We start from the raw sequence: 25327 nt of genomic DNA on the forward strand, positions 1-25327 counted from the left end.
GGTATCCTGCTACTTTGCGGGATCGCGATCAAGACCAGTCGGACGGGGGAGAAGCTGGCCACTCCGACTTAACCTTGTTCAATATAACGAGGTTTAGAGAAGGATCCTGTCAGCGGCTCAAGTGACAAAAAATCATCGGCGGCCGCCGACGACCGATTCGGAAAAAAGCGATCATCGGGAGGTTTAAGCTGCTCTAGCTCAACCGCACCATGCATGTTACAAGCCCTTGAAATCGCTTGATGACTACCCTTAGTTTGGTCTGATTCAAAATCGGAAGTTGCCACTTATGGAAAGTAGCAACTTGCTAATCTAGGCTTCCGTCTGTTTGGCGCTTTTCGATTTCGGCGGCGATGAGCATCCGTCTAATTTCTTCTCCGCTTTGGGTGAATCCGTCGGTAGCCACATCCTCAATCTCAACTTGAAGTTCGGCGGGGAAGGCTTCAAAAATGGCCATGGCGGCCGCGATTTCACGTTCCTCTTGAGCCTGCAATTCGGCTTCTTCCTTCCGTTTCTTGGCCTCCGCGTTCGCCTTCTCAGCCTTATTTTTCTCCGCACGAGCAGCCTTCGCCAATTTTTCCGCGCGGCTCACAAAGCCGTCAGGTGCTGCAAATTCCCCATCCTTAATGGATTTTACTAGATAGCCTGGAATCGATCTAATTCCTCCGTTTTGCCGTTTGTGTTCGCGGTATTCAAACCATTCGATCCTCTCGCCAACATGCACCTCACCGTATTCTGCGAGGAGTTTACGCGCGATCGTTCGACCCATCCCAAGCCCCACGAGCTTGGACTCGCACTCGGTTTCCTCATCGATGACGATGGGGAGGGGGTCTTGGATTTGATGCCTGTAACGCTCAAAATGGACTTTCCAGACTCCCCGAGAAACTTTCGTGAACCGTTGCTTCGGATTGCACGGCATGATGAAGTTCACTTCTTCCAATTGCTTAATCGCTCCCGCAAGCTGTCGTTTCACCTGCGCCATGTCGCTGTAAGAATCCCTTCCCAGACCGATCTTGTTGTAGGCGAATTTTTCAAGATCAAAGCTCCATTGGCTTTGCCCTAGGCCGAAACGTTTGTCGAGAAAGCGGTAAATTCGGCGGGCAGTAGGGGATTTGAGATCCCGGTAGGTCTGAAGGTCGAGGGCTTTGAGGTTTCCGCTCTCGAAGCTTTCAAAGATCCTCTTGTTCCAAGTGATTTCCGACATTTCGCCATTCTCCGCCCAAGCGATATTGTCGATCAAGTGGAAGGCCTCGCTACCCCAGCTCTGCTTGCCCTTTTCTCGCCAAGCATTGTCGTAATAGAGCGAAACACCGAGCCAGCGATTGATCGATTCCTTGATTCGTTTGTAGTAGTGAGCCGCATTTTTCCATCCGAGCATGCTGATGATCTGATGGCGATTGAAGGCAACCGTTCTACTTGAAAAGCCCTGTAACCTGCTGAGGTTAATCAGGGCCAGAATCACTTCATCATCCGCCGAGGTTGGAAGGCCATAGAGATCTGAACCGGTGATTTGGAGCTTTCTTTCCACCAATTTGCCGGTCTTGCTATCCCTGATCTCATCCTCATAGGTGATGGTTTTAATGTCCGGATTGATCCGATTTGCGAGCGCAGCAATGGGAAACTCGGCAAAGTTGAGCTCATCTTTGCCCGCCGAAAACGCCAAATATCCCGGGAACAGGTTGAGCTGTCCTTCTTGGAGCTCGTCCGATTGATTTTCTTCGCTATTCATTTCGTCTTTAAAGAAGATTCAAATCACAACAACAGCCCCCGGCAGGGCACCCAGGGGGTGTTGTTTAGTGTTTATAACATTCATGTTTATTGTTCTGACTGCTGGAACTCTTACGGAATAAGGGACAGCGGCCGCAAAACCTGAGTAGAACTTCGTAAAAACCTGAGTAGAACTTCGTAGGTGGAGAATAAAAACCTGAGTGAGACTTCGCAAAAACCTGAATAAAACTACGTAGAGGCTCCAGAAAACCTGAGTCAGACTTCGTAAGCGGCACCTAATGGGGCAATTATGGGCGATTTCCTGTTGCATACTTCGTATCTACGGGGGGAAACCTGATTCAAACTTCGTATTAACGCAATGTAGAACGGGTTTGGTGTGTGATCCCAGCAGTTTTTTTGAGGGTGTTACGCAATCCTAGCAGAAATTGGGGTTCTCGTTCGAGCTGTCTCATCCATACGCGATCCTAGCAGAAAACGCGGGCAAGCGACTCGATCGGAAGGAATTCGTGTGTTGTTCACTTGTGATCAATCGCCGAGAGTGTGGGATTCGGGTCCGTGTTCAAAGAGAAGGGAACCCCAGTACTTGTGATTGCGGGCTTTGCGGGGCAGGTTAGCGTTCGAGTTCCGGGCCACGGGACGGCCCGCGGCCCTTGTCGGGTTGGCGCGAGGCATCGCGCAAAGCCTCGTCCTTGGTCTTGGCCCCGGCGGTCTCTTTGGCCGCCTGCGCGCGCTGTGGCCCGTCCTCGCGGTTTTGACGTGCCTCGGTTAGGTCGAGAGCCGACGGGCGGGCCTCCGAGCGGCTGACGGCCTCCCTGAGGGCCGCCTTGTCGTCGGTGATCCAAGTCGCCGACAGACGGGCGCGGGAGGCCGAGACGTATCCTTGTTCCTGCGAGGCGACCATGAAGGTGCTCGACGGCTGGGAAATCACCACATGATCGAGCGTCTTGCCCTGGGACGCGTGGGAAGTGGCCGCGTAGGCGTGGGTGAGGTGCAGGTAGTCGCCGCCGACCTCGCGGACCCGTCCGCTCGACAGGTCTTCCAATTTGAGCCGGTTTTCATCCGCTTCGACAATCCGATGGCGGCTGTTGTTGAGCAGATCGCCCCGGTTCTGGGTCGCGCGGACCAGATCACCCTTGGCAAAATCCGCGCTTTCGATCCGGTGGACGTTGAAACGCTTGGCCTGAGCCAGATCGAGCGTGCGGCGTTCGCCGCCGCGTTCGACCTCGACGCCGCCATCGCGGACGGCCTCGACGGTCCATTGCTGGCCCTTGACGTAGCCGCCTTTGCCGTTCTGGACGAATTCGACGGCCTGTCCCGGTTCGTAGCTGCGGGAATCCCGGCGCTGGGACTCGGTCAGGTTGAGCGAGACCAAGCGTTGGTGGGTGAAGTCCTCGCGGTCCAGCTCGCCGCGCTCCTTGAGCGTCGCGCGGACCTTGCCGGTGACCGCGCCGATTTCGGCGTGGGTCGGAGCGATGATGCTCGCGGTATGGGGCTTGCCGTCCTTGTGGGTGAGGGCGGTTTTCTCGAAATACGTGTTCACCGCGAAATCGATCCGCTGGTTGCGATCCTCGATTTGATGGACCCAGCCGAGCTTGTCGAGCCGGTCGAATCCCTCGCCGGGCCGTTGCTCGCCGAAAGCGGACGCCGCCTCGCGGTAGGCGTCGAATTGCTGACGTTTGATCGACGACAGCTCGACGGTGCGGATGTTGGCGCGGTCCTCGAGGATCGCGAGAGTGTCGCCGCGTTCGACCGACCGGTGTTGGCCCCGGTCACCCGAAAGGATGATCCGCGAGTTGTTCTCGCGGGCGAAATCCATCACCTGTCGCATTTGCTTGGCCGAAACCAACCCCGCTTCGTCGATCCACAGCGTCTTGCCGGCGGCCTCGCGCTGCGCCTCCGGACTGACGGCCAGGCGCTGGATGGTGGAGGCCTTGTCGAAGCCCTCGCGCTTGAGCACGTCGACCGCCTCGCTCGACGGCGCGTAAACGCGCATCTCCCTGCCGTTGGCGCGGAGCGCGTCGGCGCACTCCTGCATCATGGTGGTCTTGCCGGTGCCAGCCTTGCCCCGGATGCCGAACACGGCATCCGGGCACTCCAGAACATGCTTCACCGCCTGCTTTTGCTGATCATCGAGCCAGTCGCGTGAAACCTTCCATTCGCGGCCGTTGCCGAGCGGTTCCGCACGGTCCTGACCGTTTTTGCACAGCTCGACGATCCGAGATTCGTCGGCAAGCACCTGCCGGGAAGTGAGTGACGGGCGACCGGCCAGCTCGCCGCGCAGCAACTCGCCTCTGCTGATCGCATTCTCGACGGCTTGCTTCATCGCTCCGGGATCCAGCCCGCAACCGAAACGGAGCGCGGCCGCCTCGACCTGATAGGCCGGCGCGACTGACTGTCGCTCGAAAAGGTGCGAACTCGCGCGCTCGACCGCTTCGGTCGGCGAAAGCGTGCGACTCGACGCCGCGCCCTTCACCGCTTCGAGGGTTTTCATCTCCTCCTTGGTGAAGCGGGCTTTCCAGGCCTCGCGCAGCTCCGGCCCCGAAAGCCCCTTCTTTTTGCTCTCGCGGGTCTTGCCGCCGAGTTCGCTTTTGGCGACCTCGCGGGCCTTGGCCGCGGCGACGCCCTCGCGCATCAGCTGAGAGGCGCGGCGGTCGATCTTGTCGGCATTCTCGCGGGCGGTCGCTTCGACGACCGCCGTCCGGCGCGAGAACTTTTCGATGGTCTCGCGGGTGACGCCGGCGAGCTGGAAGCTCTTGCCATCGGTGACGACCCCGTAGCCCTCGCGCTGGAGCGAGGCCGCAAGGCGGCTGTGGAAAGCGGCCTGGAAGAGGGGAGACTGGCGTTTGAGATCCTGGAACTGGCCCGCCTTCCATTTCTGTTCGGCGTGGTCAAAAGTCAGATTGGCGACGTAGGCGTGGACGTGGGAATGCGGATCGGAGATTCCATCGACCGGACGGCTGGTCTCGTGGGCGAAGGTCGCCCACAGCGCGTTGCCGGTGGTGCGGTCGGTGTCCTGACCATTCTTGCGGACCCGGGCCGACATCGAGGCCTCGATGTCCTTCATCGTGTCGGCGACCGCCTGGTGGAAGAGTTCGCGGGGCCGTTCGTCGTCGGTGGCCGCGAGGTAGAGGGAAACCGACTTCGGGACCGAGAAGGTGAAGTCGTAGCCGGGAGTGCGGTTCTCGCGATGCCGGACCCCGTCGAGAGTGTCGCCGGTCGCCGGATCGAGGCCGTTGAGAACCGCCTCGAAATCCTGCTTCGTCACCTCGCCCGGAAGGCCGATCATTTCCGCCGCCTGGCCATGCCATTGGCCGAGGGTCTTGTCGCCTTTGCCGTAGTAGTCGGCGATGCTGAGAGCCTCGTCGAAATAGGTGGAAGCGGCGGCGGCCGAGGTTGATTGGGTGATCCGGAGCATCGGGGAAACAGGCTTTCCTCAGGGAAAAGCCGGGGATAGGGTCAGGGACAAGGAAGGCGGACGGGCAGGTGAAAACCAAGAAAAATATTGGGCAGACATCTTCCCTAAGGATGCCTTAGGAAGAACGGTCCGCTACCGCCCAAAAGCCGTTCACCACCCGCTCAAACCCCGCTAAAATGAAGCGAATAGCGGCAAAAAGACGGCCCTTGAGCGGGTCAAAAGCGGTTCGCGAGCGGTATTTGATTGAACGATGAGCGGCAAAATTGCGGAATCGGTGTGGCCCCTGAAACCATCCCCATGAGCGACGACGAGATCCCCGAATACCAGCGTCCGAGGGAAACCTGTCTCGCCGCGCACGAGGATGAGATCGTGAAGCTCCGTGAGAAAGGCTGGCCGTATCGCGCGATCCTCAAACGGCTTGAAGAGCGGCACCAAGTCAGCGTCGTCTACAGCACCCTGCGGGAGTTTTGTTTGCGGCGGGATATCACCAAAGACGGTGTCGGCCCAAAGGGTAGAAAGTCATCCGCCGCGAAGACGAAAGCCGAGCCATCCCCCCCGTCGTCGTCTCCACCTGACGACGATCTTCTCGAATCATTGCCGCGCAAAAAGCTCAGGTTGAAAGTGATGAGGAATTCAAAAGCATGACCAAAGCAGCCGACCAAACCACACCCGCCCCACCGAAGCAGAAAGCCCACATCATCATCGCCCCGCAGAGCGCCGGGCGGATCGGCAAATCGACTGTCGCCGAAGCGATCATCACTTGGGCGAAGTTCGCCGGGATCGATCATGTGATTCTCGATCTCGACGCCGAACACAAGACCCTCTCGCAGCGGTATCCCGATCAATCGACCGTATTCCCCGAAGCCGCTTCAAGCGACGACGGCTTCATGGAACTGCTCGGCGCGGTGGTCGAGGCTCCCGCGCCGTTGATCGTCGCGGATTTCCCCGCCCAAGCGACCGACCACCTGTTGCGGCAGCTCGACGAGCGCAACGGTCTCGGGATCCTCGAGACGTCCGGCGTGACGGTGACCTGCCTGATCTTTCCCGCCGACGATACCGCCGCACGGCAGAGCGCCGTCAAATGCGTCACGACCTTGGGCGACCGGCAGCGGGAAAAGTAGTGGCAGCGGACGGACGATCGCGTTGTCGATGTTGCGGGCCGGCTTCGGCGGGCTGGTGCTGTGCGCGAAACCCGACGAAGCCCGCACCTGGGCGCGGTACGCGCGCGAAGCCGGCAGGGAAGGGGACCTCGTGTTTTTCTCACCGGAGAGCGCCGAAGTCGGCGGCGTCGCCGGTCGCGGACAGGATGAAGTGTGGGAACGGGCGATGCGGCAGTTGCTGCGCAACGCCGCCGACCTGTGCCGGCTGTCCGGGCGGGAACTGCGGATGGAGCTGGTCCACCGCCTTGCCCTGGGCGGCCTCGAACTATGCGAGTTGCTCGACGAAGCCCGTGAGCGAACCACGACCGAGAACGACCGGGCCGACCTCGATGCGGTCGGGCGCTACTTTATGGTTGAATGGGCGAACATGGCCGAGCGCACCCGATCCGGCGTGGTAATGAATCTCACCGCCGTATGCGATCCGTTCCTGCGGGGCTCGCTGCGTGACCTGTTCTGCCGCGAAACCACCGTCACTCCGGAGGACGCGCACCAGGGAAGCATCATCATCGTCGATCTTCCGGTGAAGACCTTCAACGAACTCGGCCGCTACGCGGCGGCCATCTGGAAGTTCCTTTTCCAGCGTGCCGCCGAGCGGCGCGAGATTGGCCCCGAAACCCGACCGCTGTTCCTGTTCGCCGACGAGTGCCAGCTCTTCGTAACCTCGACCGACGCGGCCTTCCAGAGCACCGCGCGAAGCGCCCGGGTGGCCACGGTTTTCCTGACCCAGAACCTGCCCAACCTGTATGCCGAAATGGCCGGCGGCGGACCGGCCGGAAAGCAACGCGCCGACGCGCTGTTAGGTAATCTCCAGACGAAGATCTTCCACCAGAATTCCGATCACGAAACCAACAAATGGCGCGGTTTGCGCCTACTACGCCGTGCTGCTCGCGTGGGATCATCTCAAGTCCCTGCACTCGGTGCGCAAACTTCGGATCGGCGCGAACGACGCGCGGGTGTTGTCCGACGTGGTCATGCCGCCTCCGGTGCCCCGTCAAAACGACAATCCGCCGCGAGGCGGGGAAGGGAGGACCGGCGACCTGGTCCGGATCTACGGCAGAAGCAGTAGAAAATGACTCAGGACAATTCGAGGTCTTCGATCAGCCGTGAGGCGAAGTCCGGAACGCTCCTGCCCATCCTCAGGAGTAGCTCGCCGAGGTCGAGTTTCCTCCGCGCCGCCATGGCGGAGAGTTTTTGAACGACCGTGGCGGGTTCGAATTCATAGAGGGAGATGAGGTAATCCTGCGGGTGCCGGGCTTCGATTCCAAGAGGCTCAAGCGCGTCCTTCCTGAAATCCCGGAGATTGAAAGTGAGGATGAGCGGAGAACCCGAGTGGTATGCCGCCGCCAAGACATGCCGGTCTTTGGGATCGTTGGTCATCGACGGGATGAGATGGGCGAAGCCTTCCACCATCGCCTCCGGAAAAGCTGTTTCGACCGCGACTCGGAATGAGTCGGCCCGTTCCTTCGGGAACGGCTTGGGGAGCTTGTCGGTTTGGGTCCGGTGGACCTCATCGAGAATCTCCGCCGACCAGCAAGGTAGATAGAGGCGCGGTTTCTCCGCAAGCCGAAGTAACAGATCGCAAAGCGTAGGGTTGGCCAGAACGCAGGCGTCGAGGGTGACCCGGTAGTCGGCTCTCATGTGCGATCACCGGTGTATTCATTGTCGTAGAGTCCGGCCTCGTCGAGATCATCGAAAGCCTTGTCGAGAGTGCTCCGCCGTTCGGCATCCCGTTTTGATTCGAATTCTAGCAGATCTTTGAAGGTGACCCGGCGGTGGGTGCCGACGCGATGGAAGGGGATCTTTCCGTCTTCCAACAAGGTGACCAAATGCTGGCGCGACATACCGAGGTAATTGGCGGCCGCCTGGGTGGTGAAATTCTCTTCCTCGGGGACCATTACGATGGCTCTGCCTTCGCGCATGAGACGGGTGATCCGCGCGAGTTGCCGGAAGAATGGCTCCGGGATTTCGGTGCGGTTTCCCTGATCGTCGATCAGCGCGATATGTCCGGGCCTGGTGAAAGCGGAGGCTAGCAAATCCAGCTCGCGAGGGGGGACCAGCGAAGGATCGAGGCGGTTGCTTCTCGTGGTGATCATGGGGGGATTCTCGTTCACCAGTGCCCCAACCGCAACCATAAACGCTATAAGCGCAAGTAAATGGACTCCTAGCGAGAGAGTGGCCTCATGGTCCGCCCAAGGCTTCTTCGACTGAATGCAGGCGGCCGGACCTGCGTTCCCCTGAGATCCTCCGTTTGGTCCGTTGCTCGAAGTGCTCCAACTCCTCGGGAGTGACAGTTTTCATGTCCGGGATCAGGAAATAAAGGCATCGGCCCGAAGTCCGAAACGCTTGCCTAGAATGACGGCATGGGCGGCGGTGATCTTGCGCTCACCGCGCAGGATCATCGGCCCGAGTGGCAGCGACTTTCCCAGAATGCGCGAGAGGTCGGCACCGGAAAGGCTGTGTTCCTCGACGAGGTGCTTCAGGAGAGCGAGCGACTTGAGCTTGGGAGCGGGAACCGTTTCGGTTTCGTACTTCTCGACAAGGTCGCAGAGCAGATCGAAGTAGTCGTTCTGGCCGTCGCTCATCCGGTCCTCGTGACCGGCGAACACGTCGGCGACCTCGACGGTGTTCTCGTAGCCGGCCCGATCATGGATCGGACGGGGCAGGAATACGCGGCAGAGTCCCGCGTAGTCGCGAGGCATCGAGTCGAAGCTGTGGGTGTATTTCGTTTTCATAGCTCCTTTTTCCATCTGTTTTTGTCGTATTCGGCGTGGGTGAGGAAGCGCAGGGTGTAGAGGCGCTGCTTGTCGTAATGGATGGCGGTAATGAGGCGGTAGTCGTTGCCGCAGACGTTGAAGATCGTGACGGTTCTTCCGCTATCGACCTTCACCGGATCGGCGGAAGGATAGGTTTTGCGGACATCCTCGATGTTCTTCCAGTCGGCGGACCTGACGACGGTCCGCCAGACTTCGAGCCATTTTCCGGTCTTCGACTTCGGCGATGCCGCTTCCCAGAGGAACTGTTCTTTAATGACGCGCAACCGATACAAAATGTATCGATTGGGCTCGATTGTCAACCCGGAACGATTCGGAGATTTCGTGGCCTACCCAGACACCCCGTGCCTCGCCTTCACGTGCTGACGATACTGTTCTGCTGTCATCGTCCCCTCCGGCCCCGGCTCGCAGATCAGCCAAGGCCTGCGGGCCGGGATTGATTCCCTCCAGCACGGCGTGCATGAGATCGTCCAGATTTGCGTTTCGTCCATGGCGCCGGGGTCCGGGCGCGGGCCGTCGGTCGTGGCCGCACTCACGCCAGCAGAGCTGTCACTCGCGTGGCTATCACGCACGACGCCCCGCTTGATCCCGGTCCTTCCGGCGGTTTTCCGGCCGGAGGTCTCACCCTCTCACTCGCCGAGTGATGAGAGGGAATGAGCCCTCCTTAGAAACCGGAAAACAACACCATGAACGAACCGAAATTCCCGCTTGGCCGAATCGTCACCACACCCGCCGCCCTCGGGGCGCTCGATCCCCAGGAAATGCTGGCCGGCCTCACCCGACACGCAACCGGCGACTGGGGCGACACCTGCGAGGAGGACGCCGAAGAGAACGAACTTTCCCTCAAGGAAGGGTTCCGGATCTTCTCGGTCTATCACAACCGCAAGGGAGTGAAATTTTGGATCATCACCGAGGCCGACCGGTCATCGACCTGCATCCTGTTGCCGACGGACTACTGATCCGGCGGCCGCCGGGAGCCCTCTTGGGTTCCCGGCTCCTTTGCGCCGAAGGCGGAGCGGTCGGTCGGCGGGGTTGCTCCGGGACACGGGAGTGAATCCAGAGGATCACAATTTGGAACCCGAATTGTCACTTTTCTTTGTCTAAGGATAGAGAGCGGTGACTTTTATCACCCGATGGTCCCAGTTACTCGCGCCTCGACAGCGCCGTGATCGTCGGTCACGTTACAGTCAGCAATTCCTTTAGATCCATGCGAAACGCCATCTACACCAAGTTCACGCCCGACCATCGAGCCACGGCGGACCCTTTGGAATCACTCCACTGTTTTCACACCCCCACATTTTGTGGTTCAACGCGAAAACATCCCGAAAACGCGGCAGAAACGCCCAGATTAAGAGAACCTAGTCGGGAATCCCTAGCTTCGGTGTAACCATCTGCTTATGTATTACTTACGGAATATTTCGGAAACTTCCAGGATAACCAAATACGGCTTCCGGTACTATGACCCGGTGACGGGGAGGTGGCCATCCAGGGATCCAATTGAAGAAAGAGGCGGGGTGAACCTGTACGGGTTTGTGGGGAACGATGGGGTCAACAAGTTTGATCTGTTCGGTCTTGAGACGATCAATGGGTTCTGGGATGCCATCGACGCCTACGCGAAGCCAACGACTACATCTGATGTTTTCGATGCGGGAGAAGATCTAATCGATTCGGCCAAGGGTGCGACAGTTAAAGGTGGAACCTACAACGGTTCCGGTATCACTTCTCCTCCTTATTGGAAGCTCGTAGGAGCGACTAAAATGAAGTGTGATAGTTCAGGTTCTTCAACGGTCAGCGGGTCATTTTTGGTTGATACGGGTAATCTTGTTCTGGGTAGAGTTAGTTTGTCATATAGCGCTACTCGGAAATGGACGTGCGGAAAATGTGAGCGGTCCGGTTGGAAATTGTGGCTTGGATGTGAGTGTGAATGTGAAGTCAGTGATGTTTACGAATACTCATTTAAAGATACCTACAATTTTACACCCCATCCATCTGACCCTTGGTACAAAAGGGCAGCAGACAATACCACGGGGGCAATTGCTGATATTCTTGACGGAAAAGCGAAAGGCACTAGCTACCTTATCCAAGGAACGTTTGATTTGACTCATGATTTCACGACTCACATGGATTGTAAGAAATGAGATACCTTGCTGCGTTCCTGATAGGTCTGATTTATCCTGTCGGCGTGTTTTTTTTGCTCACAGTCACCCCCGGAAGACTACAGAGAGAGACAGCTTTTTTCTTGTTTTTGGCGTGGCTTGTAATCTCAATCTTATTGGCTAGAAAAAACGGCGGGGCTTCGAAGTATGCTGTAATATTCGGAGGAGTTATCGGAATTGTCGGTTACCTCTTGATTGTTGCTCCTTGGTTTTTGAGGTGATCCTCATTGGGGTCCGTGAATAGGGTCTCCGTGAATAGTCGCGGGGGTCTCGCGGGGGTCAGTCCTGAAAGGGGTCGGTCCCGAAAAACGAAGGTTTACACGAATAGGGGTCTACACGAATAGGGGTCAGTCAAAACTTTTTGACATTGGATTCACGCAGAGTCGAGAGCTGGGTCGAGGCCCACCAGGGCAGCGCCGCCGGAGCGGGGGAGGCCACCGGCAAGACCTGAAAAAGCCTCTTCCTTTAGCCGCCGAAAGCCGCTAAGACTGCGCCTAGAATTTTGGGCTACTACCTGTCAGAACCCGCGCCGAGCAAAAGCGACCCCACCGCGAAAAACCGCGTCTGGGGATTTTTTGCTGAAAGTGTTTCGGAGAGCTTAGAGACTCGCCCTGCCGCCCTAGAAACGCATCAGGAAAACTACGGTGAGTCGTGGAAAACCGTGTCGGGTATCCCTCTTTGGCCATCTAGGGATCCGATCGGGGAGTGGGGCGGAGTGAACCTGTATGGGTTCACTGTGAATAGACCGGTTGGGGCGATCGATAGCTTGGGGCGTGCCACCATTGATGTCGGCGGTGGCGGTTTGAACTCCTCCACTCAGCCGCCTTCGCCTGATCAATCGGAGGATCCGCTCCCGCCAACAATTCCCTCGCCCGAACCACTGCCACCGCTTCCTCAACCGCCGGTCGTCCCTCCTGTTGAAGACGATCCACCACCGGTTGATACCACCATCCCAGAGAGCGATTACAATTGTGCCGGGCTTGCGACCCGGACGTATGAAGACATGACCCGGCAGGATTTTCAGAAGTTTATCGAGGAGAAAGGCTACAAGCGGAGTTGCGACAGCTCCTGCGATCCGCCGTATGTTAGGCTCGAGAAGGTAGAGTTTTCTCAGATAATCGTGTCTGATGGAGGCTTTTCTGTGCCAGCCGACGACGATTGGCACGTGACCAGCGGGCAGGGAGTTCAACCCGGGAAATATGGTAAAGACGGGACGGTTGCCCCATTTGATAACGACACCCTGGGTCCCGGGAGTCGTCTGCCGTCTAGCACTAGCGGGGTGTATCACGTCATCGTAGCAATCAAAGAACGGGAATGTTATTGTGTGTGCTGCCCAGGGTCGTTCCGCTAAACGCATGAGGTTCCTCAGGAATTGGCTCCTTTTTGGGACTGCCTTGGTAGTGGCGTATGTAGGCCTCTACACAGCAATTGTAAGTATTGAAGGGCACCCGTTTTACACTTTGGATCAGGACCGTTTGCACGGAATGCCGCAGTCCCGTTTTCGAGAGTATCCAAGTGATCCGGATGCGCCGGAAGTTAAGCTCTTTGCCCCCCTCGTTTTTTTTGACAAGAAGCTCTTTCCTGAAAGATGGTACTACGATCCTCGGAAATCTGCTGGCGTTGAACCGAACTGGTATAGGGAACATGATGTTTTCCATGAAAGACTAAAGAAGGGCGATCCTCACGCCACAGGCCTTTTCCACAAGTTTCTTGAAGGTGAGGCAAGAAAGCAGAGGTAGAGAATAGGGGTCAGTCAAGAATGGCGCTGTTTTAAGCGGCCTGTCGGGCCAGGAATCCTCAAGAAATCAAGGAATTCCGATCCGCTTGCCACTCTCAATCGCTACCACCGTAAGGATTATGTAGAATCAGGACAGGCTCGCTCCGGCGGACGGATCACACCAAAGCCACCGAGATCCGGCTTAAAACAGTGCCATTCGGGTCAGTCAAGGTTTTCGATCTTTTCGGGCTTTGATCTACGGTGTGAACAGTAGAAGCGAAGTCACTCCGGACCCCGGCGATGAAAGCTCCGCCCCACAAATCTTCGCTCCGCACCACCAAACATGCCACCGGCGTGCTGTCACGCGTGCTGCTGGCCTTCGGGGCCATGTGACGTTCGCGGCGTAATGCGCAGTGCCCTCCATCCGTCACGGTCCCTGCCGCCAAGCGGTCCCCTCCGTGCCGCCCCACACCTCCGCATTACCGCGCAGTCACAAGTCACCTTCGGCAAAAAGGCAGGCAGCCCCGCGCCCGGCCGCAATCCTTGCCTTCGCCTCACGGCTCGGAGAGGCCCGCCACACAGGCCGCCGGTGAATTCCGGGAGACGGTCCCCGCCTGCCCACGGTTGCGTTCCACTCCACCGCCTCCCGGATCACCGCACACCCCCAAACCACCGCCCGCAGGCGGGCCGGGAAAGCAGGCGCGTCGGGTGACTCTCTAGGTGAAGCGGACATCACCGGCTCGCGCCGCCGCCGGGGAGCCGCCGCGTCGAGCGGAACCTTTTCGACGACCGACCGCTATTCCGCTCGACCCACCGGCCCTCCCGACGGCCAAGAGCTCCTATGAGTTTTTCCCATGACAAAACCCCTCGGATCAACACCACGATTCACGCACCGACCCGCTTTCAAATTAGCTCTAACAGGAGGCTTTTCTGTCAAGATTTGTAGCCTGACCCCAGTTTCCTTGACCCCCTTTTCCTGACCCCCTTTTCCCCAGCTTAAAACAGTGCCATTCTTGTCTGACCCCAATTTCTACTAAAGGCGCCGTAACTGGCTCAAGGATTGCAAGACTTGTCCACTGATCCATCCTTTCCATCATTCGCCTCATCCAAAAGCTCTGAAATTGAACCCTCTAGAATTAACCCGCCTTGATCAATTTTCTTACTCGAACCATCGCTGTTGTAGATGATTCCATTTCGAATCTTCGACCCAATTATCTCTCGAGGACCTGAACGTTTCTCATCAAAGCGATGGAAATAACCGTAAAGCCCAGCACCGCAACTGATGAAAACCAACATCGCTATAAATGAAAACTTCATGAATTACTTGGTCTTAACATTCCATTCATTCAATCCCGCTTTTTCGTCGGCTGTAGCCTCATAACCCCATTCAATAGTAGTCACTGGGATTTCTTTGTCGTCAGTTCCACGAACACAAATGACATCCAGCGAAAATGTTACTTTTAGTTTCTTCTGACCTTTAGGGTTCTTACTGGACCACATATCGTTCGCCTTCCCCCCGTCACCTACAACTGGTTCAATGGGGGTATCTCGGAACGACATCCCATCTGGAAAGGATCCGTCTGCCCGGGGTGTCCCCATCCCTTTAGTTGAGGGTCCGTTGTCGGACGTGATCGTTTGTTTCCATTTCAACGTCTTGCAGCAGCAATCCCCGTTCTCAATATTGTCCTTATTAAATTCAGCCGTAATCGATAGTTCAGCCCAGAGACCCACTGCTACATCTTTGGGTTTACTTGGGTCAGGCGCGACGCCCCCAGCACCTGCGTCGTAAGCAACTATTTTTAACTTCGCGCACTTTGCGTGTATAGTTTGCCCTTGCCTGAGCATCCCTAGCGATATTTTAAGACCCAAGTCATCGGTGCGGTTCACCCCATCGTTACCCACGAACCCATACAGGTTCACCCCGCCCCTTTCCCCGATCGGATCCCTGGATGGCCATCTCCCCGTCACCGGGTCGTAGTATCGGTAGCCATATTTGACGATCCCGGGAGGTCTCTCAGAAACTGGCGTGGTCGAATGCTTGGAGTAGAAGCCCATTCGCTTCTGATTTTAAAACTTTCTATCTAAAATTGGAAGCGGATTGTTCGCACGCTAGCAGGGTCCAGCACTTTCGCGTACCGGTCGAGGCTGCGAAGCATCTCGGAGAAATTGATCGCGGTCGCTAGGCGATGACCGACTTGCTCGCCTTTTTCCGCAATGGCGGGCTGTCGCTCGACAGTCCCAACCAGAAAGAAGTCACGACCCTGCTTCAAGGCGCTTTCTGGAAGTATCTCGGCACAGCCAGAGACGCGATTAGCGAGATTCTGAAGCCTCTACCGGCGGACGCCGAAGAGTCAGGCTGAAGGCACGGTGATCCTTTCGCCGGCGGTGCCGTTTTCCACCGGGCAGAGTGACGACCAGCCCCCGAATCCGCAGTCGAATTCCAACGGATCGTGGCAATTGATCCGGTGAGCCTTGATCGCTTTCACCCCACTCTCTCCGATGGGGTAGAAGGCGTGACCAGGTTCGCTGTGAAGGAAGTAGTCCCCGAAGGGAGCCCCGCAGTTGCAGTGATTCATGAAGTATTCGCACTCTGCCGAGCGTGAATACCGGTTCCGGTAGTCCGCGTCAGATTGTGCGGCCGCCGCGAGGAAGGGCAGGGGAGCCGCTCCAACATTCTGGAGCACGACGAGCGAGTGAACGGGCAACTCGTCTTCATCGTCCTCGTCTCCAGAATCACAGGTGACAGCCGCAACGGCAAAGGCGAGGGCTTCCGCCCCGGCTGCGCATTTCCAGCAGGATTCCCAGGAGCGAAGCAGATGGAGGATGGATGGTCACTTTCACGGCGGGAATTCCAGCAATTTGGGAGACTTCTTGAAAGAATATATCGAACGATATAAAACAAGCCATGCCGAGCGAGCACGTGAAGGACTACATCACGCTTTCCGACTGCTACGACGTGTTCAACGACGCGCTGTTCGACGGGCAGCTTCGTGGCTGTGTCCTGACCTTCGAGGACCGGGGCCAGCACTTCGGCTACTATCGGAAAGGAGGATTTATCGCGCGCGACGGGGGAGAGCGGCGGGACGAAATCTGCCTCAATCCGAGGCACTTTCTGGCCAACACCGGCGATCTGGAATTGCTCCAGACTCTCGTTCACGAACAGGTGCACCAATGGCAGTTCCAGTTCGGCAAGCCGTCGCTTCGGACCTACCACAACCGCGAATGGGCCGACAAGATGCTGTCGATCGGTCTGACGCCGAGCAGCACCGGCCGACCTGGAGGGAAGATGACCGGCCAGCACATGGCCGACTACCCGACCGAGGGCGGGTTGTTTCTGCAGGTCGCCCAGGGAGTCCTCGCGAAAAGTTCTCTCATTACATGGTACAAGGAAGGCGTGGCGATCAAAAGGGCACAGGAGTATGCAGCGCGTCCGGACCTCGATGACCAGACGGCACCCGGACTGGTGGCAGCGTTGGCCGCGAACCTACCCGCCGCCGGCGACGAGGAATCGAAGCCGTCCAGGACACCGAGCAAGGTCGCCTATCAGTGCCAGGAATGCGGCGTCAAAGTCTGGGGCAAGCCGAGCCTGTCACTGATTTGCGGCGACTGCCACGGCATCGACGGGCGGCTTTTGTATCTAGCCAGTGTTTCAAACTACTAGAAGTGTCGTTGTTTCAGAGCCAATCGAGACGCTGCACAACTCAGGAAGAGTGGATTCCGGATGCATTCGTTCTCGGTGATTGTCCTTGGCAAGTTGACGGGTTGGAATGGGGCATGAAAGGGCGGGAGAGCGGCATGCCAGAACAGGACCAATGGGAACAGTTCTTCGATGCTGAAGAAGTGATCTCTCGTTTGGGCTGTGCCGATCTCGTGGGAGACGTGGTGGAGTTCGGTTGCGTCTACGGGACATTCACGCTTCCCGTTGCGGCCAAGCTTGCAGGGAGGGTCCAGGCCCTCGACATGGAGAACGCGATGATCACCGCGACGGCGGAGAAGGCGCGTGTGGGCGGATTCAGCAACGTCCAGACGATTCTGCGGGACTTCGTGGAGCAAGGTACCGGCTTGGCTGATGGTTCAGTTGTTCACGCGATGCTCTTCAATTTGCTTCATATCGAAGATCCCGTCGGTTTGCTTCGAGAAGTTCATCGAGTGCTTTCCCCCAGCGGAACGGCTTCAGTGACTCACTGGCGAAGAGACATCGAGACCCCGAGGGGCCCTTCGCTGCCGATGGGCGGCAGGGGCGGGTTTTAGGAAAGCAAGACAAGTCGCCTTGGGCGAGTCGGCTCCCTGGCACTTCGGAATGGTTTTCGAAAAACGAGCGGATTGAGGAAGCGCCTCCGGATAAACCTGACAATCGGTGGGAAGTCATCCTCCGGCTTGCTTGAAAGCGCAGATAGACACGGATGCTCCCGATGAACTTCCTCTCCATTGTAAAGATCGCCCTCTCCCCGTTTCCGCCGGGGGGCAGTGTTCAATCAGGTGCTTGCGGAAGTGGAATCCGCCGAAATGAAGCGCCGGATCGAGATTCTGGAGAATCCCTTGGCCCACTTCGGCGACGACGCGAAGCCCCTTTGCCATCTCCTCTACGATGGGCTGAAAGCTCAGTCCGCGCAGTTGAGCAACAAGGTTTCGTGGTCGGAGGAGCTGGAGCCGTATCTGAAGACGCTGCGGCGCTTTGAGGCCCAGGGCATGGTCGGCGGGGCACCGGCGTTGGGGCGACAGAATGAGTTCCTGATGGGGATTGGGCTGGCCCCGGAGTTCACCGTCTATCTGGCCCTGATCAGCGACGACAACGAGCTGTGCAAGGTGCTTTCGGCTTACTTGGACGGCCTCGATCCAGGCAAAGGCGTGAACGGCCGCGAGATCCAAGGAAAAATCGCCCTACCGCTGCCGGTGATCGACGCTTTCCTGAGCGTGTAAGAAAAGCAGGGACAAGGCATCAAATCCCGCGAGATCGGCGCGAGCTACTACGTGGCGAAGTAACAGGCGATATTCTTGGGACCGATGGTTTTTTCACGAGTCGATCTTGAATTCAGAGCGCAGCCTGTTCCATCGCTCCGTGTATCCTGAATTCCTCTTATCGTAGATCTTTGAATCCAGGAGCACCGCGGACTCCTCCTTCGCGCACTCGTAGTCCGTATGGGCCGCTAGCCCGATGGCCAGTGCGTGAGGATCGTTGATGTCCGACGACGTGCGGAAAAACTGAATGAGAGCCTGCTCGGTCTTTTGAACCTTATGGAGGTAGCGCAGCAAGTTGACCAGGCCGCCGATCAAGTCGCCCGAGAAAACGGTCTGGGCGATGACCGCTAGGATGCTCACGTCCGCCTTGGCGTAGCCGAGGTAGATTAGAAAGATCAAAATGTAGGCGGAGAGCTTCAGGATATGTCTTGTGAGCATTTCCTGGAGGATCTCCTTGGTCAGCCCGGCACTCTCGCAGGTGATGGCGAATAGTCGCGGGAGCCCTGGGGAGCGCGAGCTGTTATAGTAGCCATTCCTGACAGGGTGCTCGCATGCGACGCCCAGCGCATCGGCAATCTGTACCGCCCTCTGGGCACCGTTGCCATCATTGATGAGGCATCGGGATCTTACGGATACCATGAGACTCCCTGCAACAAGAGCGCAGAGCGGTATCGAGAGGATGGCCTCGTAGTTCGAGTTCTTGGCGAAAATCAGGGCGAACGAAAGCCCCGCGTTCAGCCAAAAAAGAGAGGTGGCCGCTTTTTGCCAGTTGGCAGCCTTTTGGAAGCATTCCGGGGCGTTCATTTAGTTGTCCTGGGATCGAAATGGCGGAGTTGGCACGAAGCTACGCGCGAGATCCTTGGCCAGGGCTGGGGTAATCGCTTTGTCCGGATAAGCGGTAAGCACCAACGATGGAATGTACCGCTGCATGATGTCCGACGATGTGCAGCCATACTCGCGGCCTTTCGACTCGCCCAATAGTTCGGAAACGGAAGCGATGTCGCCTTCGGAAAGGCCCGAGGTCCCGAGCTGCCCTGTCAGCAAATGACGGCGGAGGCCGTCATTGGGTCTGGTGAATTCAAAAATGGCGGCGGCGCGCCGTTGAATTGCCGGGTCCAGAGCCGAAAGGCGATTTGTGCACATGACGACGAGGCAAAGGCATTTTGACGCTGCAAGATCATCGATTCCCCGGATTAGCGCGTTGACGCCGGCTCGATCCTCATGATGCATTTGGGCCAGTTCCCGCGATTGCGCGAGGGCGTCGGCTTCGTCAATCATGAGGATGGAAGCGGCGCGCGGTTTCTTTCCATTGAGCTTGGGAGACCGGTCGCGGAGCATTTTGAAGGCTCCAGAGATCAACTGCGTCATCTCCCCCACGGTGCCTTGTCCGCGAGTCCGCAAGCTCAGGGGGAACAGCTCGATGTCCAGCTTGGCGTCGCGGGCGATCTTGTCGCCGAAGCTCGTGGCAAGTTCGGTTTTCCCGGTGCCAACGTCCCCGGCGAAAATAAAGAGGGGAGGTCGGCGAAGCAGAAGCCGCACGGCAGGAATCAGCCCGCCGTGATGCTTTTTGCTCCAGTCTTCAATCAGATCGGGACGGAGCAACACCTGCGCTTCCTTCTCCAAGCGTTCCTTGATGGCGTCCAGCCCCACCAGCGCGTCGTAGCGCGCCTTCAGGTCGGCATCCGGAAACGTGAGAACTTCGTCGAAATGGTCTGCCTGCATGGTTCAGTATGGGCGGAAAGTTTTGCGCTGAAGAGCCACGCCATCCTTGGAATAGCTCAGATCGTTGACCCAGTACCCGTTGCCGTCCGCTGGCGGCGATCCGCTACAACGGTTGATGGGCGACAGCTTGTTGAACGCGTCCCTTTCCGCTTGGGAAAGGAGAGTCCATTTGGTCGAGCGAGTGATGAAGTTGAAGAAGCTCGAGCCGGACACGGAGCCATCGTAGATCTTTCCGGGCCGGTCATCGGATGTGACCAGTTCGCCGCCGACCACCTTATAGAAGAAGGAAAGAACGCGGCGACCGTCCTTCTCGAAGCCAAACTCGTAGTCGCTGACGTAGCCATCCCTGAGAAGCAGCGCGAGTTCAGTTCCGTAGTCGTTGATGTTGCTCTCGTAGGGTCTGCCGTGCGTCTGCGCACAGCGCCGCATGTCGGCTGTTAACTTGGAAGCGAGGTATTTTGCGCTGGTGAGCGAGAAGGTCTCAGCCACGCTCCGGGTCATTGTGAAGCTCATGGTGCGTCTATGATGTTAGGCGTTGAAGGTGGGACCCATCAGGTCCTTCCATGCCGTGACCGCGTCCTGCTTGGTCTGGCAAGACTTAGCCCACGACAGTATGTCGAGGGCTTCGATGGCGGAGTTGACAATGGTTTGGCGGTTTCCGTCGGTGAGGGTGGCCGCCACGTTGTTGTCGCTGGTGACCGGATCAAGGATCTCGACCGGGGACGGGCCGCGGGCGGGCAAGCCGCTCAAGGCGTAGTTGTCCGCAAAGGCGATTCGCTCGCGCAGAGCGGTTCGCTGGATGTAGAGGAAGAAGCTTTCAAGACCAGCGTAGTGATCGTCGAGATTGGCTCCACCATCTGCGACTTTCGCCATGATCAGCTCGATCATGAAGGACTTGAGTTCGAAGCCGCTTGTGTCCGCGCGCCTTTGCTTGGCCCACCATTTCAGGATGCGCACTACCTGAGCGAAAGTTCCCGGATTCGCATCCTTTCGACGTTTGATGAAGTCCAGGTGCATCGGGATGCTCGTCAGTACCCGATCCTGGCCGTACCGGGTCCAGAGGTAGCCCCGCCAGTCTGGATCGCCATCGTAGAGGATTGGCGTGATTTCGACATCGAGGCCGGTGCCCTTGAACGAGATGACGACGCAGGGCTCGTCGATGTAGATGTTCTCGGGGGCAATCTGATGGTAGGTTTTCCTGAGCCGATCTGCTAGCCAGGTGAGCAGCTCTCCCAGCTTGTGCGGGGCTTGATCGCTCGCCACGTACACGGCGACATCGATGTCGTTGAGCGTTTTCAGGGCGGTCCGCTTCGCAAGGCTTCCGGAGAGGAGCATCTTCTTGAGGCCGAAGTCGGGGCTTTCGCCGAGGTAGGTTTCGAGCCGGTCGCGGAGCGTCCGGACCTGAGCACGATAAACCTTTGCCGTATCCGTCGGGAGGTTCACCTTGGCATCGGCAAAATCCTGAACATGGTCGTGGGTGACCTCAGGCGTCGAAAAATCAAAGAGCGTGGACATGTGATGTGGGGTGGAGAATGAGGATTATCCGGCAGGCTTAGAGGGGTCCGCCGTGATCGGGTAGATGCGCTCCTGCTGGATGCGTGATTTGACAATACGGATCTTCAAGAAGGCAGCTTCGGGAGTGTCCCGGAGGAGTCCTGCGAGTGACTTTATCTCGTCGGTCATTTGTAAAATTCAGTAACTTCGCGCTGCAAGCTCGCTTTCTTGGTGAGGCAACAGCAGCGGGGCGGGAGGTCAAGCTTAGCGATCCTTGTTGGATTGGCTGAGGACGGAACCGGCAAAGGTCATGGTCGTTTCGCCGTACTTGGAGCTGTCGAGCACCCGAGACGCGAGGTCCTCCATCGAGGGACCCGTCTGGTGAGAGGGAACTCGCTGAGAGGGCGCGCTTCCGGCGAGCCTCTTGGCCGTGGCGGAAGCTCCGGGGTCTTGGAGGATACGAGCTGCTTCGGAGGCGACGGATGGGCGGGTGATTTTTCGATTGGACATGGTAGCGGGTTCGATGGTGGTTTGATTACGGTTTGTGTTGCTTGAGCATGCCGGAGTCGTATAGTTCCAGGACCGAAGAAACGGGATTTCATTCCCGTTGCAAAGAACAATACGAAAGCGTATAGATCCTGCAAGCCTAAAATTTCCCGATGCCCGACCAATTCAAAGACCGCCTACGGAACGCGCGCGAATCGCGCGGTTTCACTCAAGCCGACTTGGCAAAGAAGTCCGGCCTTCAAGCCGCGGCGATTTCGCATTTTGAAACCGGGCAGAGGTCGCCCTCGTTCGACAATCTTCGGAAACTCTCGGACGCGCTCAATGTCAGCGTGGATTACCTCTTGGGTAGGATTGATGAGGAGCAGCATGGCCAGGGGATCGGAGCCGCGCCTCGCGCCCGGCAGCTTTTCCGGCATGCGGAGAATCTCACCGATCAAAGCTTCGACCTCTTGGAATCCATGGCCAAAACGCTTTGGGAGAAGGAGAACGAGCGGAAGGGCGGTGACAAGTGATCGAGCGGTCCCGCCTGAAGGCCATCCAGCGACTTGCAGGAACCACCCTCGCCGACAATGGCCTTCTGACGTCATTGCCGGTGCGGCCCAAGGAATTCGCCAAAAGGATCGGCATCAATGTCATTCCCTTCCACCCGCCCCAGCGCGATATTTCAGGGTGCTTGATGGTGGCAGGAAACACCTTTGGCATCGGCTACTCCAAAGCGATTCAGAGCGAAGGGTTTCAGAATTTCACGGTGGCCCACGAACTGGGCCACTACTTCATCGACGATCATCCAGCGGCAGTCCTGATGGACGGAAAGCATCTCTCGCGCTCGGGTTACATCTCCAAGGACCGCTACGAGCGGGAGGCGGATGCATTCGCCGCCGCGCTGTTGATGCCTTGGACATTGATCGAGCCAATCATCAAGAGAGCAGTTCCGGGCTTTGAAGCGATCAAGGTCCTGTCAGAAGCTTGCGAAAGCTCGCTAGTCGCCTCAGCCATCCGCTATTGCGAAATGACTACTGAGTGCGTCGCGGTGATTGTTTCCCACCGTGGTGCAGTGGAGTTCATGACAGCATCGAAGTTCTTCAAGCAGCTCCCGGGCCTCGACTGGTTGCGGAAGCGCGAGCAGATACCAAGAGGTGTTCCGACTCATCGTCTTGGCACCGACATGGAATGGGTTAGTTGCTGCGAGGTCGCCCTTGAAGGCTCGCTTCTCAACCAGTGGTTTCCCGACGCGGCCCAACAGGAGGTTGAGGAGGACGTGGTAGGACTCGGAAGCTACGACCGGACCCTTACCGTTCTAGTGACCGATGCAGCTCAGGAGGAGGACGACGACGACAATGAATCGGGGGACGACTACATCGATCGGTGGAAGGAAGGTCGCTTCCGTCCCCGGAAATGATCCGTTGCGACGACTGCTATGCGATCAATGGCGGGATCGTCCGGGTCCAAGTGGACGGGGTGTATCGAATCGGCAACCGTGCTTGATAGACGGCACTGTGGTCGTGTCTTCAACCTTGGAAATCTAGGCCGGTTCCTCCAAATTCCGATCGCGCTCGCCTCCGCAAAAAGAAACCCCGGTTCCTGGCACCGCCGCAATGGACGGGAGAAGGAAACACGGGGCTTACGAAGACGAAGATGCACCCGACCCGACGCCCATGCAAGCGAGATTTTACAACATCATTGAGGCCGGTTTGTCCCCGCAGCGACTTGGAGCCTACGGGAGCGACAATCCGGGTGGCTGCATCGTGCTCGCCCGCTACCTGTTGAACGCCGCTCTGGCGGAGAGCCTTTATTCGCCGCTTCAGCTTTGCGAGGTTGCCCTTCGCAATTCGATCCACGCGGAACTTTCGCGGTTGTGGGGAAGGGAGGACTGGTACGATGACCCTCGTTTCGTCCTCCTCTCGTGGGCGGCCTCCGAGGTCCAGAATGCGAAGCGCAAGATCCTCAAGACCAAGCCCGCCATCCATCCCGGAGGGGTGGTGGCCGAGCTTTCCTTCGGGTTCTGGACCAGCCTTTTCGAGCACCATTACGAGATCAACACCCCGTTTTTGCCGGGTGGCATCAAGCGGGTGTTTCCCAGCCTCCCGAAAAGCTTGCACCACCGGAAGGACCGAAAGGCGGATCTGGAGAGCATCCGGCTGCTTCGCAACCGGATTTTCCACCACGAACGCATTCTTCATTGGAAGGATCTCGATGCGAAGCATCAGTTGATCCTCGATGTCCTTTCCTGGATCAATCCGGAGCTAAGGCAAATGGCACTGGTCTTCGATCGCTACTCCGAGATCCGCACGGCAGGTCTCACACCCTGGATCGAGCGGATCCGCGCCCAATGGCCTGCACCTCCAACCTCGGCAAGTTCATAAGGGAATTCCCCAGCCTCCTCACAAGGACCAGGGGGGCCAATCAGCCACTTGAACATTCTAGAACTCGCGGCAGTCCACGCACGGAAAAATCCCCATCTTTTAAGAAATATAACGTCCTTTATGTTGCGTAATAGGTCTTCCTGTGGAGCGTGAGAAGCAGTGGGTTTATACAATATTCGCCCTCAGCCGTGGAGCAAGGGAGAGGAGTTGATTTTAACGGGCACCGCGAAATTTTTGGGTAGGCAAGGCGAGCCGATAGCTGGTTCCTTTCAATCGTCCGTGTTTAGTGAAGATACCCTTTTCCACCAGATCCTTGAGATCCCTCATGGCTGTTTTCTCCTCTGAAATTTTCGCGATCTTACGGTATTTTTCGTTCGTGAAATTCCCCTCAAACCCGGTGGTCAGCTCGTATCGGCACAGACGCTCGAAAACGCGTACCTGCCGTTCGTTCATCCCTTGTGCGTAGGCGGATTTTCTCAGCGCAGTGACCGCCATCATGCGTCTTGTTTCCTCCGCCGCCATAACGAGAATCGGCTTGAAGGCCTTCACCGGGTCGGTCAGGTCGAGGCTGCCCGTCCCGAACTGGCCGTAGTAACTCTCCTTGTGGCTCCTGATCGCCCGCGAAAGTGCGAGCGGGAAAGACAGTCCCAAATCGGACATGAGTCCCATATTCATGAGCGTCCTTCCGACCCTGCCGTTACCGTCGTGGAAGGGGTGGATACTTTCGAAATGCAGATGTCCCCGGACAGCGTTGTAGAGGGGGGTGGCTTTGTTCCTCCCGTTGAACCAATCGATGAACTCACCCATGGAGCTTTCCACCCTGTCAGGAGGGATCCCTCGATCCACGATGACCTGTCGGTCGAGCCGCCCACCGCTCACAATAAGTAGCCCGCCCATATACTTTCCACCGCGCTTGTTTCGAAAAATTGCCCGATGCAGCTCCTTGATCACATCGTGATCTAGCCGGTCGTGGGCCCGTTCGACGCCAAGCTTCATCAGATCGACTGCTGCTTGTTCTTTCTTCATCGTGTCGCCACTGATGTTTCCAAGCAGGGATTCGGTGATACCCCTTTCATCCAAAACGACACCCTCGATCTCAGAGTTGCTGAAAATCTCGGAAACCAGAAGGTCACCAGGATCAAGTTTGCTAGGCTCCATCTGCCGAAGGTCCGACACATGCCGTTTGAACGCGGCTTCGAGCGGACGTAGCGCGTCCGCGTTGTGGTAGAAATGGGGGAAATCCGGGAGCTTCCACACCGGGTTGCTATTGTCCTGTAAATTCCCGCTGTCGTTCACTTGTCCGATAATATTCCCTTTAAAGGACATTTGGCCAGCTGG

The 25327-nt window shown here is 57.6% G+C and carries 29 protein-coding genes; 13 read left to right on the forward strand and 16 right to left on the reverse strand.

What is annotated here, in order from left to right; all coding sequences use genetic code 11:
* Window positions 1-304: 304 nt before the first annotated feature.
* Together ACFQY0_RS20175 and mobF are read right to left on the reverse strand one after the other, a co-directional pair.
* Window positions 305-1726, reverse strand: a complete 1422-nt coding sequence (locus ACFQY0_RS20175; RefSeq protein WP_379716501.1) for a replication initiator protein A — start codon at window positions 1724-1726, stop codon at window positions 305-307.
* A 609-nt stretch (window positions 1727-2335) separates the two neighbouring features.
* Window positions 2336-5140 (reverse strand): MobF family relaxase, encoded by a 2805-nt coding sequence (mobF, locus tag ACFQY0_RS20180; protein ID WP_379716504.1) that lies wholly within the window; start codon window positions 5138-5140, stop codon window positions 2336-2338.
* Between the two features lie 297 nt (window positions 5141-5437).
* Between mobF and ACFQY0_RS20185 the strand changes: the two genes are divergently transcribed.
* Genes ACFQY0_RS20185 through ACFQY0_RS20195 form a run of 3 tightly spaced genes read left to right on the forward strand, consistent with a single transcriptional unit; the run spans window position 5438 to window position 7366 of the window.
* The gene (locus ACFQY0_RS20185) at window positions 5438-5785 is read left to right on the forward strand and encodes a hypothetical protein (protein ID WP_379716507.1); all 348 of its coding nucleotides are present in this window, start codon (window positions 5438-5440) and stop codon (window positions 5783-5785) included.
* Window positions 5782-6261 (forward strand): P-loop NTPase family protein, encoded by a 480-nt coding sequence (locus ACFQY0_RS20190; RefSeq protein ID WP_379716510.1) that lies wholly within the window; start codon window positions 5782-5784, stop codon window positions 6259-6261. Before ACFQY0_RS20185 ends, ACFQY0_RS20190 begins: the two co-directional genes overlap by 4 nt.
* Window positions 6262-6289: 28 nt before the next feature.
* Window positions 6290-7366: a type IV secretory system conjugative DNA transfer family protein gene (locus ACFQY0_RS20195; RefSeq protein ID WP_379716513.1), complete on the forward strand. Its 1077-nt coding sequence runs from the start codon at window positions 6290-6292 to the stop codon at window positions 7364-7366.
* 8 nt (window positions 7367-7374) lie between these two features.
* Here ACFQY0_RS20195 and ACFQY0_RS20200 read toward each other — a convergent pair whose 3' ends face one another.
* From ACFQY0_RS20200 to ACFQY0_RS20215, 4 genes are all read right to left on the reverse strand, one after another.
* Complete coding sequence (locus ACFQY0_RS20200) at window positions 7375-7938, reverse strand: PIN domain-containing protein (protein ID WP_379716516.1); 564 nt, start codon at window positions 7936-7938, stop codon at window positions 7375-7377.
* Window positions 7935-8393: an excisionase family DNA-binding protein gene (locus ACFQY0_RS20205; protein WP_379716519.1), complete on the reverse strand. Its 459-nt coding sequence runs from the start codon at window positions 8391-8393 to the stop codon at window positions 7935-7937. The genes ACFQY0_RS20200 and ACFQY0_RS20205 overlap by 4 nt, the downstream gene beginning before the upstream one ends.
* 213 nt (window positions 8394-8606) lie before the next feature.
* Window positions 8607-9032 carry a helix-turn-helix domain-containing protein gene (locus ACFQY0_RS20210; RefSeq protein ID WP_379716522.1) on the reverse strand — a complete coding sequence of 142 codons (426 nt, stop codon included), beginning with the start codon at window positions 9030-9032 and terminating at the stop codon, window positions 8607-8609.
* Window positions 9029-9337, reverse strand: coding sequence for a type II toxin-antitoxin system HigB family toxin (locus ACFQY0_RS20215; RefSeq protein ID WP_379716525.1), 309 nt, complete (start codon window positions 9335-9337; stop codon window positions 9029-9031). Before ACFQY0_RS20215 ends, ACFQY0_RS20210 begins: the two co-directional genes overlap by 4 nt.
* Before the next feature lie 420 nt (window positions 9338-9757).
* Here ACFQY0_RS20215 and ACFQY0_RS20220 point away from each other — a divergent pair, with 420 nt between their 5' ends.
* The 3 genes from ACFQY0_RS20220 (at window position 9758) to ACFQY0_RS20230 (ending at window position 12966) form a co-directional block, all read left to right on the forward strand.
* Window positions 9758-10030 carry a hypothetical protein gene (locus tag ACFQY0_RS20220; protein ID WP_379716528.1) on the forward strand — a complete coding sequence of 91 codons (273 nt, stop codon included), beginning with the start codon at window positions 9758-9760 and terminating at the stop codon, window positions 10028-10030.
* 438 nt (window positions 10031-10468) lie between these two features.
* Window positions 10469-11209 (forward strand): RHS repeat-associated core domain-containing protein, encoded by a 741-nt coding sequence (locus ACFQY0_RS20225; RefSeq protein ID WP_379716531.1) that lies wholly within the window; start codon window positions 10469-10471, stop codon window positions 11207-11209.
* A gap of 1373 nt (window positions 11210-12582) precedes the next feature.
* Window positions 12583-12966 carry a hypothetical protein gene (locus ACFQY0_RS20230; protein WP_379716534.1) on the forward strand — a complete coding sequence of 128 codons (384 nt, stop codon included), beginning with the start codon at window positions 12583-12585 and terminating at the stop codon, window positions 12964-12966.
* 1031 nt (window positions 12967-13997) lie between these two features.
* Here ACFQY0_RS20230 and ACFQY0_RS20235 read toward each other — a convergent pair.
* Both ACFQY0_RS20235 and ACFQY0_RS20240 read right to left on the reverse strand, forming a co-directional pair.
* Window positions 13998-14261 carry a hypothetical protein gene (locus ACFQY0_RS20235; protein WP_379716537.1) on the reverse strand — a complete coding sequence of 88 codons (264 nt, stop codon included), beginning with the start codon at window positions 14259-14261 and terminating at the stop codon, window positions 13998-14000.
* 3 nt (window positions 14262-14264) lie between these two features.
* A complete protein-coding gene (locus ACFQY0_RS20240) occupies window positions 14265-14999 on the reverse strand; it encodes an RHS repeat-associated core domain-containing protein (protein ID WP_465262161.1) in 735 nt (244 codons plus the stop codon).
* Between the two features lie 131 nt (window positions 15000-15130).
* Between ACFQY0_RS20240 and ACFQY0_RS20250 the strand changes: the two genes are divergently transcribed.
* Window positions 15131-15304, forward strand: a complete 174-nt coding sequence (locus ACFQY0_RS20250) for a hypothetical protein (RefSeq protein WP_379716540.1) — start codon at window positions 15131-15133, stop codon at window positions 15302-15304.
* Here the strand turns inward: ACFQY0_RS20250 and ACFQY0_RS20255 are convergent.
* On the reverse strand, window positions 15296-15520 hold the full coding sequence (locus ACFQY0_RS20255; RefSeq protein WP_379716543.1) for a hypothetical protein: 225 nt from the start codon (window positions 15518-15520) through the stop codon (window positions 15296-15298). The two genes, ACFQY0_RS20250 and ACFQY0_RS20255, sit on opposite strands and share 9 nt — an antisense overlap.
* Window positions 15521-15849: 329 nt before the next feature.
* On the opposite strand from ACFQY0_RS20255, the gene ACFQY0_RS20260 reads away from it, so the two are divergent.
* The 3 genes from ACFQY0_RS20260 (at window position 15850) to ACFQY0_RS20270 (ending at window position 17864) form a co-directional block, all read left to right on the forward strand.
* On the forward strand, window positions 15850-16605 hold the full coding sequence (locus ACFQY0_RS20260; RefSeq protein WP_379716546.1) for a SprT-like domain-containing protein: 756 nt from the start codon (window positions 15850-15852) through the stop codon (window positions 16603-16605).
* A 134-nt stretch (window positions 16606-16739) separates the two neighbouring features.
* Window positions 16740-17195 (forward strand): class I SAM-dependent methyltransferase, encoded by a 456-nt coding sequence (locus ACFQY0_RS20265; RefSeq protein ID WP_379716549.1) that lies wholly within the window; start codon window positions 16740-16742, stop codon window positions 17193-17195.
* Between the two features lie 255 nt (window positions 17196-17450).
* Entirely contained in the window at window positions 17451-17864 is a 414-nt protein-coding gene (locus ACFQY0_RS20270; RefSeq protein ID WP_379716552.1) for a hypothetical protein, read from the forward strand.
* A 93-nt stretch (window positions 17865-17957) separates the two neighbouring features.
* Here ACFQY0_RS20270 and ACFQY0_RS20275 read toward each other — a convergent pair whose 3' ends face one another.
* The 6 genes from ACFQY0_RS20275 to ACFQY0_RS20300 all read right to left on the reverse strand — a co-directional run bounded on the left by ACFQY0_RS20275 (window position 17958) and on the right by ACFQY0_RS20300 (window position 21629).
* Entirely contained in the window at window positions 17958-18542 is a 585-nt protein-coding gene (locus ACFQY0_RS20275) for a hypothetical protein (RefSeq protein ID WP_379716555.1), read from the reverse strand.
* A gap of 165 nt (window positions 18543-18707) precedes the next feature.
* The gene (locus tag ACFQY0_RS20280; RefSeq protein ID WP_379716558.1) at window positions 18708-19625 is read right to left on the reverse strand and encodes an AAA family ATPase; all 918 of its coding nucleotides are present in this window, start codon (window positions 19623-19625) and stop codon (window positions 18708-18710) included.
* A 3-nt stretch (window positions 19626-19628) separates the two neighbouring features.
* Complete coding sequence (locus ACFQY0_RS20285; protein ID WP_379716560.1) at window positions 19629-20138, reverse strand: HORMA-1 domain-containing protein; 510 nt, start codon at window positions 20136-20138, stop codon at window positions 19629-19631.
* 15 nt (window positions 20139-20153) lie between these two features.
* Window positions 20154-21140: a CBASS oligonucleotide cyclase gene (locus tag ACFQY0_RS20290; RefSeq protein ID WP_379716563.1), complete on the reverse strand. Its 987-nt coding sequence runs from the start codon at window positions 21138-21140 to the stop codon at window positions 20154-20156.
* 24 nt (window positions 21141-21164) lie between these two features.
* A complete protein-coding gene (locus ACFQY0_RS20295; RefSeq protein ID WP_379716566.1) occupies window positions 21165-21308 on the reverse strand; it encodes a hypothetical protein in 144 nt (47 codons plus the stop codon).
* A gap of 75 nt (window positions 21309-21383) precedes the next feature.
* The gene (locus ACFQY0_RS20300; protein WP_379716569.1) at window positions 21384-21629 is read right to left on the reverse strand and encodes a hypothetical protein; all 246 of its coding nucleotides are present in this window, start codon (window positions 21627-21629) and stop codon (window positions 21384-21386) included.
* A gap of 149 nt (window positions 21630-21778) precedes the next feature.
* On the opposite strand from ACFQY0_RS20300, the gene ACFQY0_RS20305 reads away from it, so the two are divergent.
* The 3 genes from ACFQY0_RS20305 (at window position 21779) to ACFQY0_RS20315 (ending at window position 23989) form a co-directional block, all read left to right on the forward strand.
* Window positions 21779-22138 (forward strand): helix-turn-helix domain-containing protein, encoded by a 360-nt coding sequence (locus ACFQY0_RS20305; RefSeq protein WP_379716572.1) that lies wholly within the window; start codon window positions 21779-21781, stop codon window positions 22136-22138.
* Window positions 22135-23025, forward strand: coding sequence for an ImmA/IrrE family metallo-endopeptidase (locus tag ACFQY0_RS20310; protein ID WP_379716575.1), 891 nt, complete (start codon window positions 22135-22137; stop codon window positions 23023-23025). Before ACFQY0_RS20305 ends, ACFQY0_RS20310 begins: the two co-directional genes overlap by 4 nt.
* Window positions 23026-23281: 256 nt before the next feature.
* Entirely contained in the window at window positions 23282-23989 is a 708-nt protein-coding gene (locus tag ACFQY0_RS20315; RefSeq protein WP_379716578.1) for an Abi family protein, read from the forward strand.
* 213 nt (window positions 23990-24202) lie between these two features.
* Here the strand turns inward: ACFQY0_RS20315 and ACFQY0_RS20320 are convergent, their stop codons facing one another.
* Window positions 24203-25315, reverse strand: a complete 1113-nt coding sequence (locus ACFQY0_RS20320; protein WP_379716581.1) for a Fic family protein — start codon at window positions 25313-25315, stop codon at window positions 24203-24205.
* Window positions 25316-25327: the final 12 nt, after the last annotated feature.

The organism is Haloferula chungangensis, assembly GCF_042664875.1.
GTDB classification, from domain to species: Bacteria; Verrucomicrobiota; Verrucomicrobiia; order Verrucomicrobiales; family Akkermansiaceae; genus Haloferula; species Haloferula chungangensis.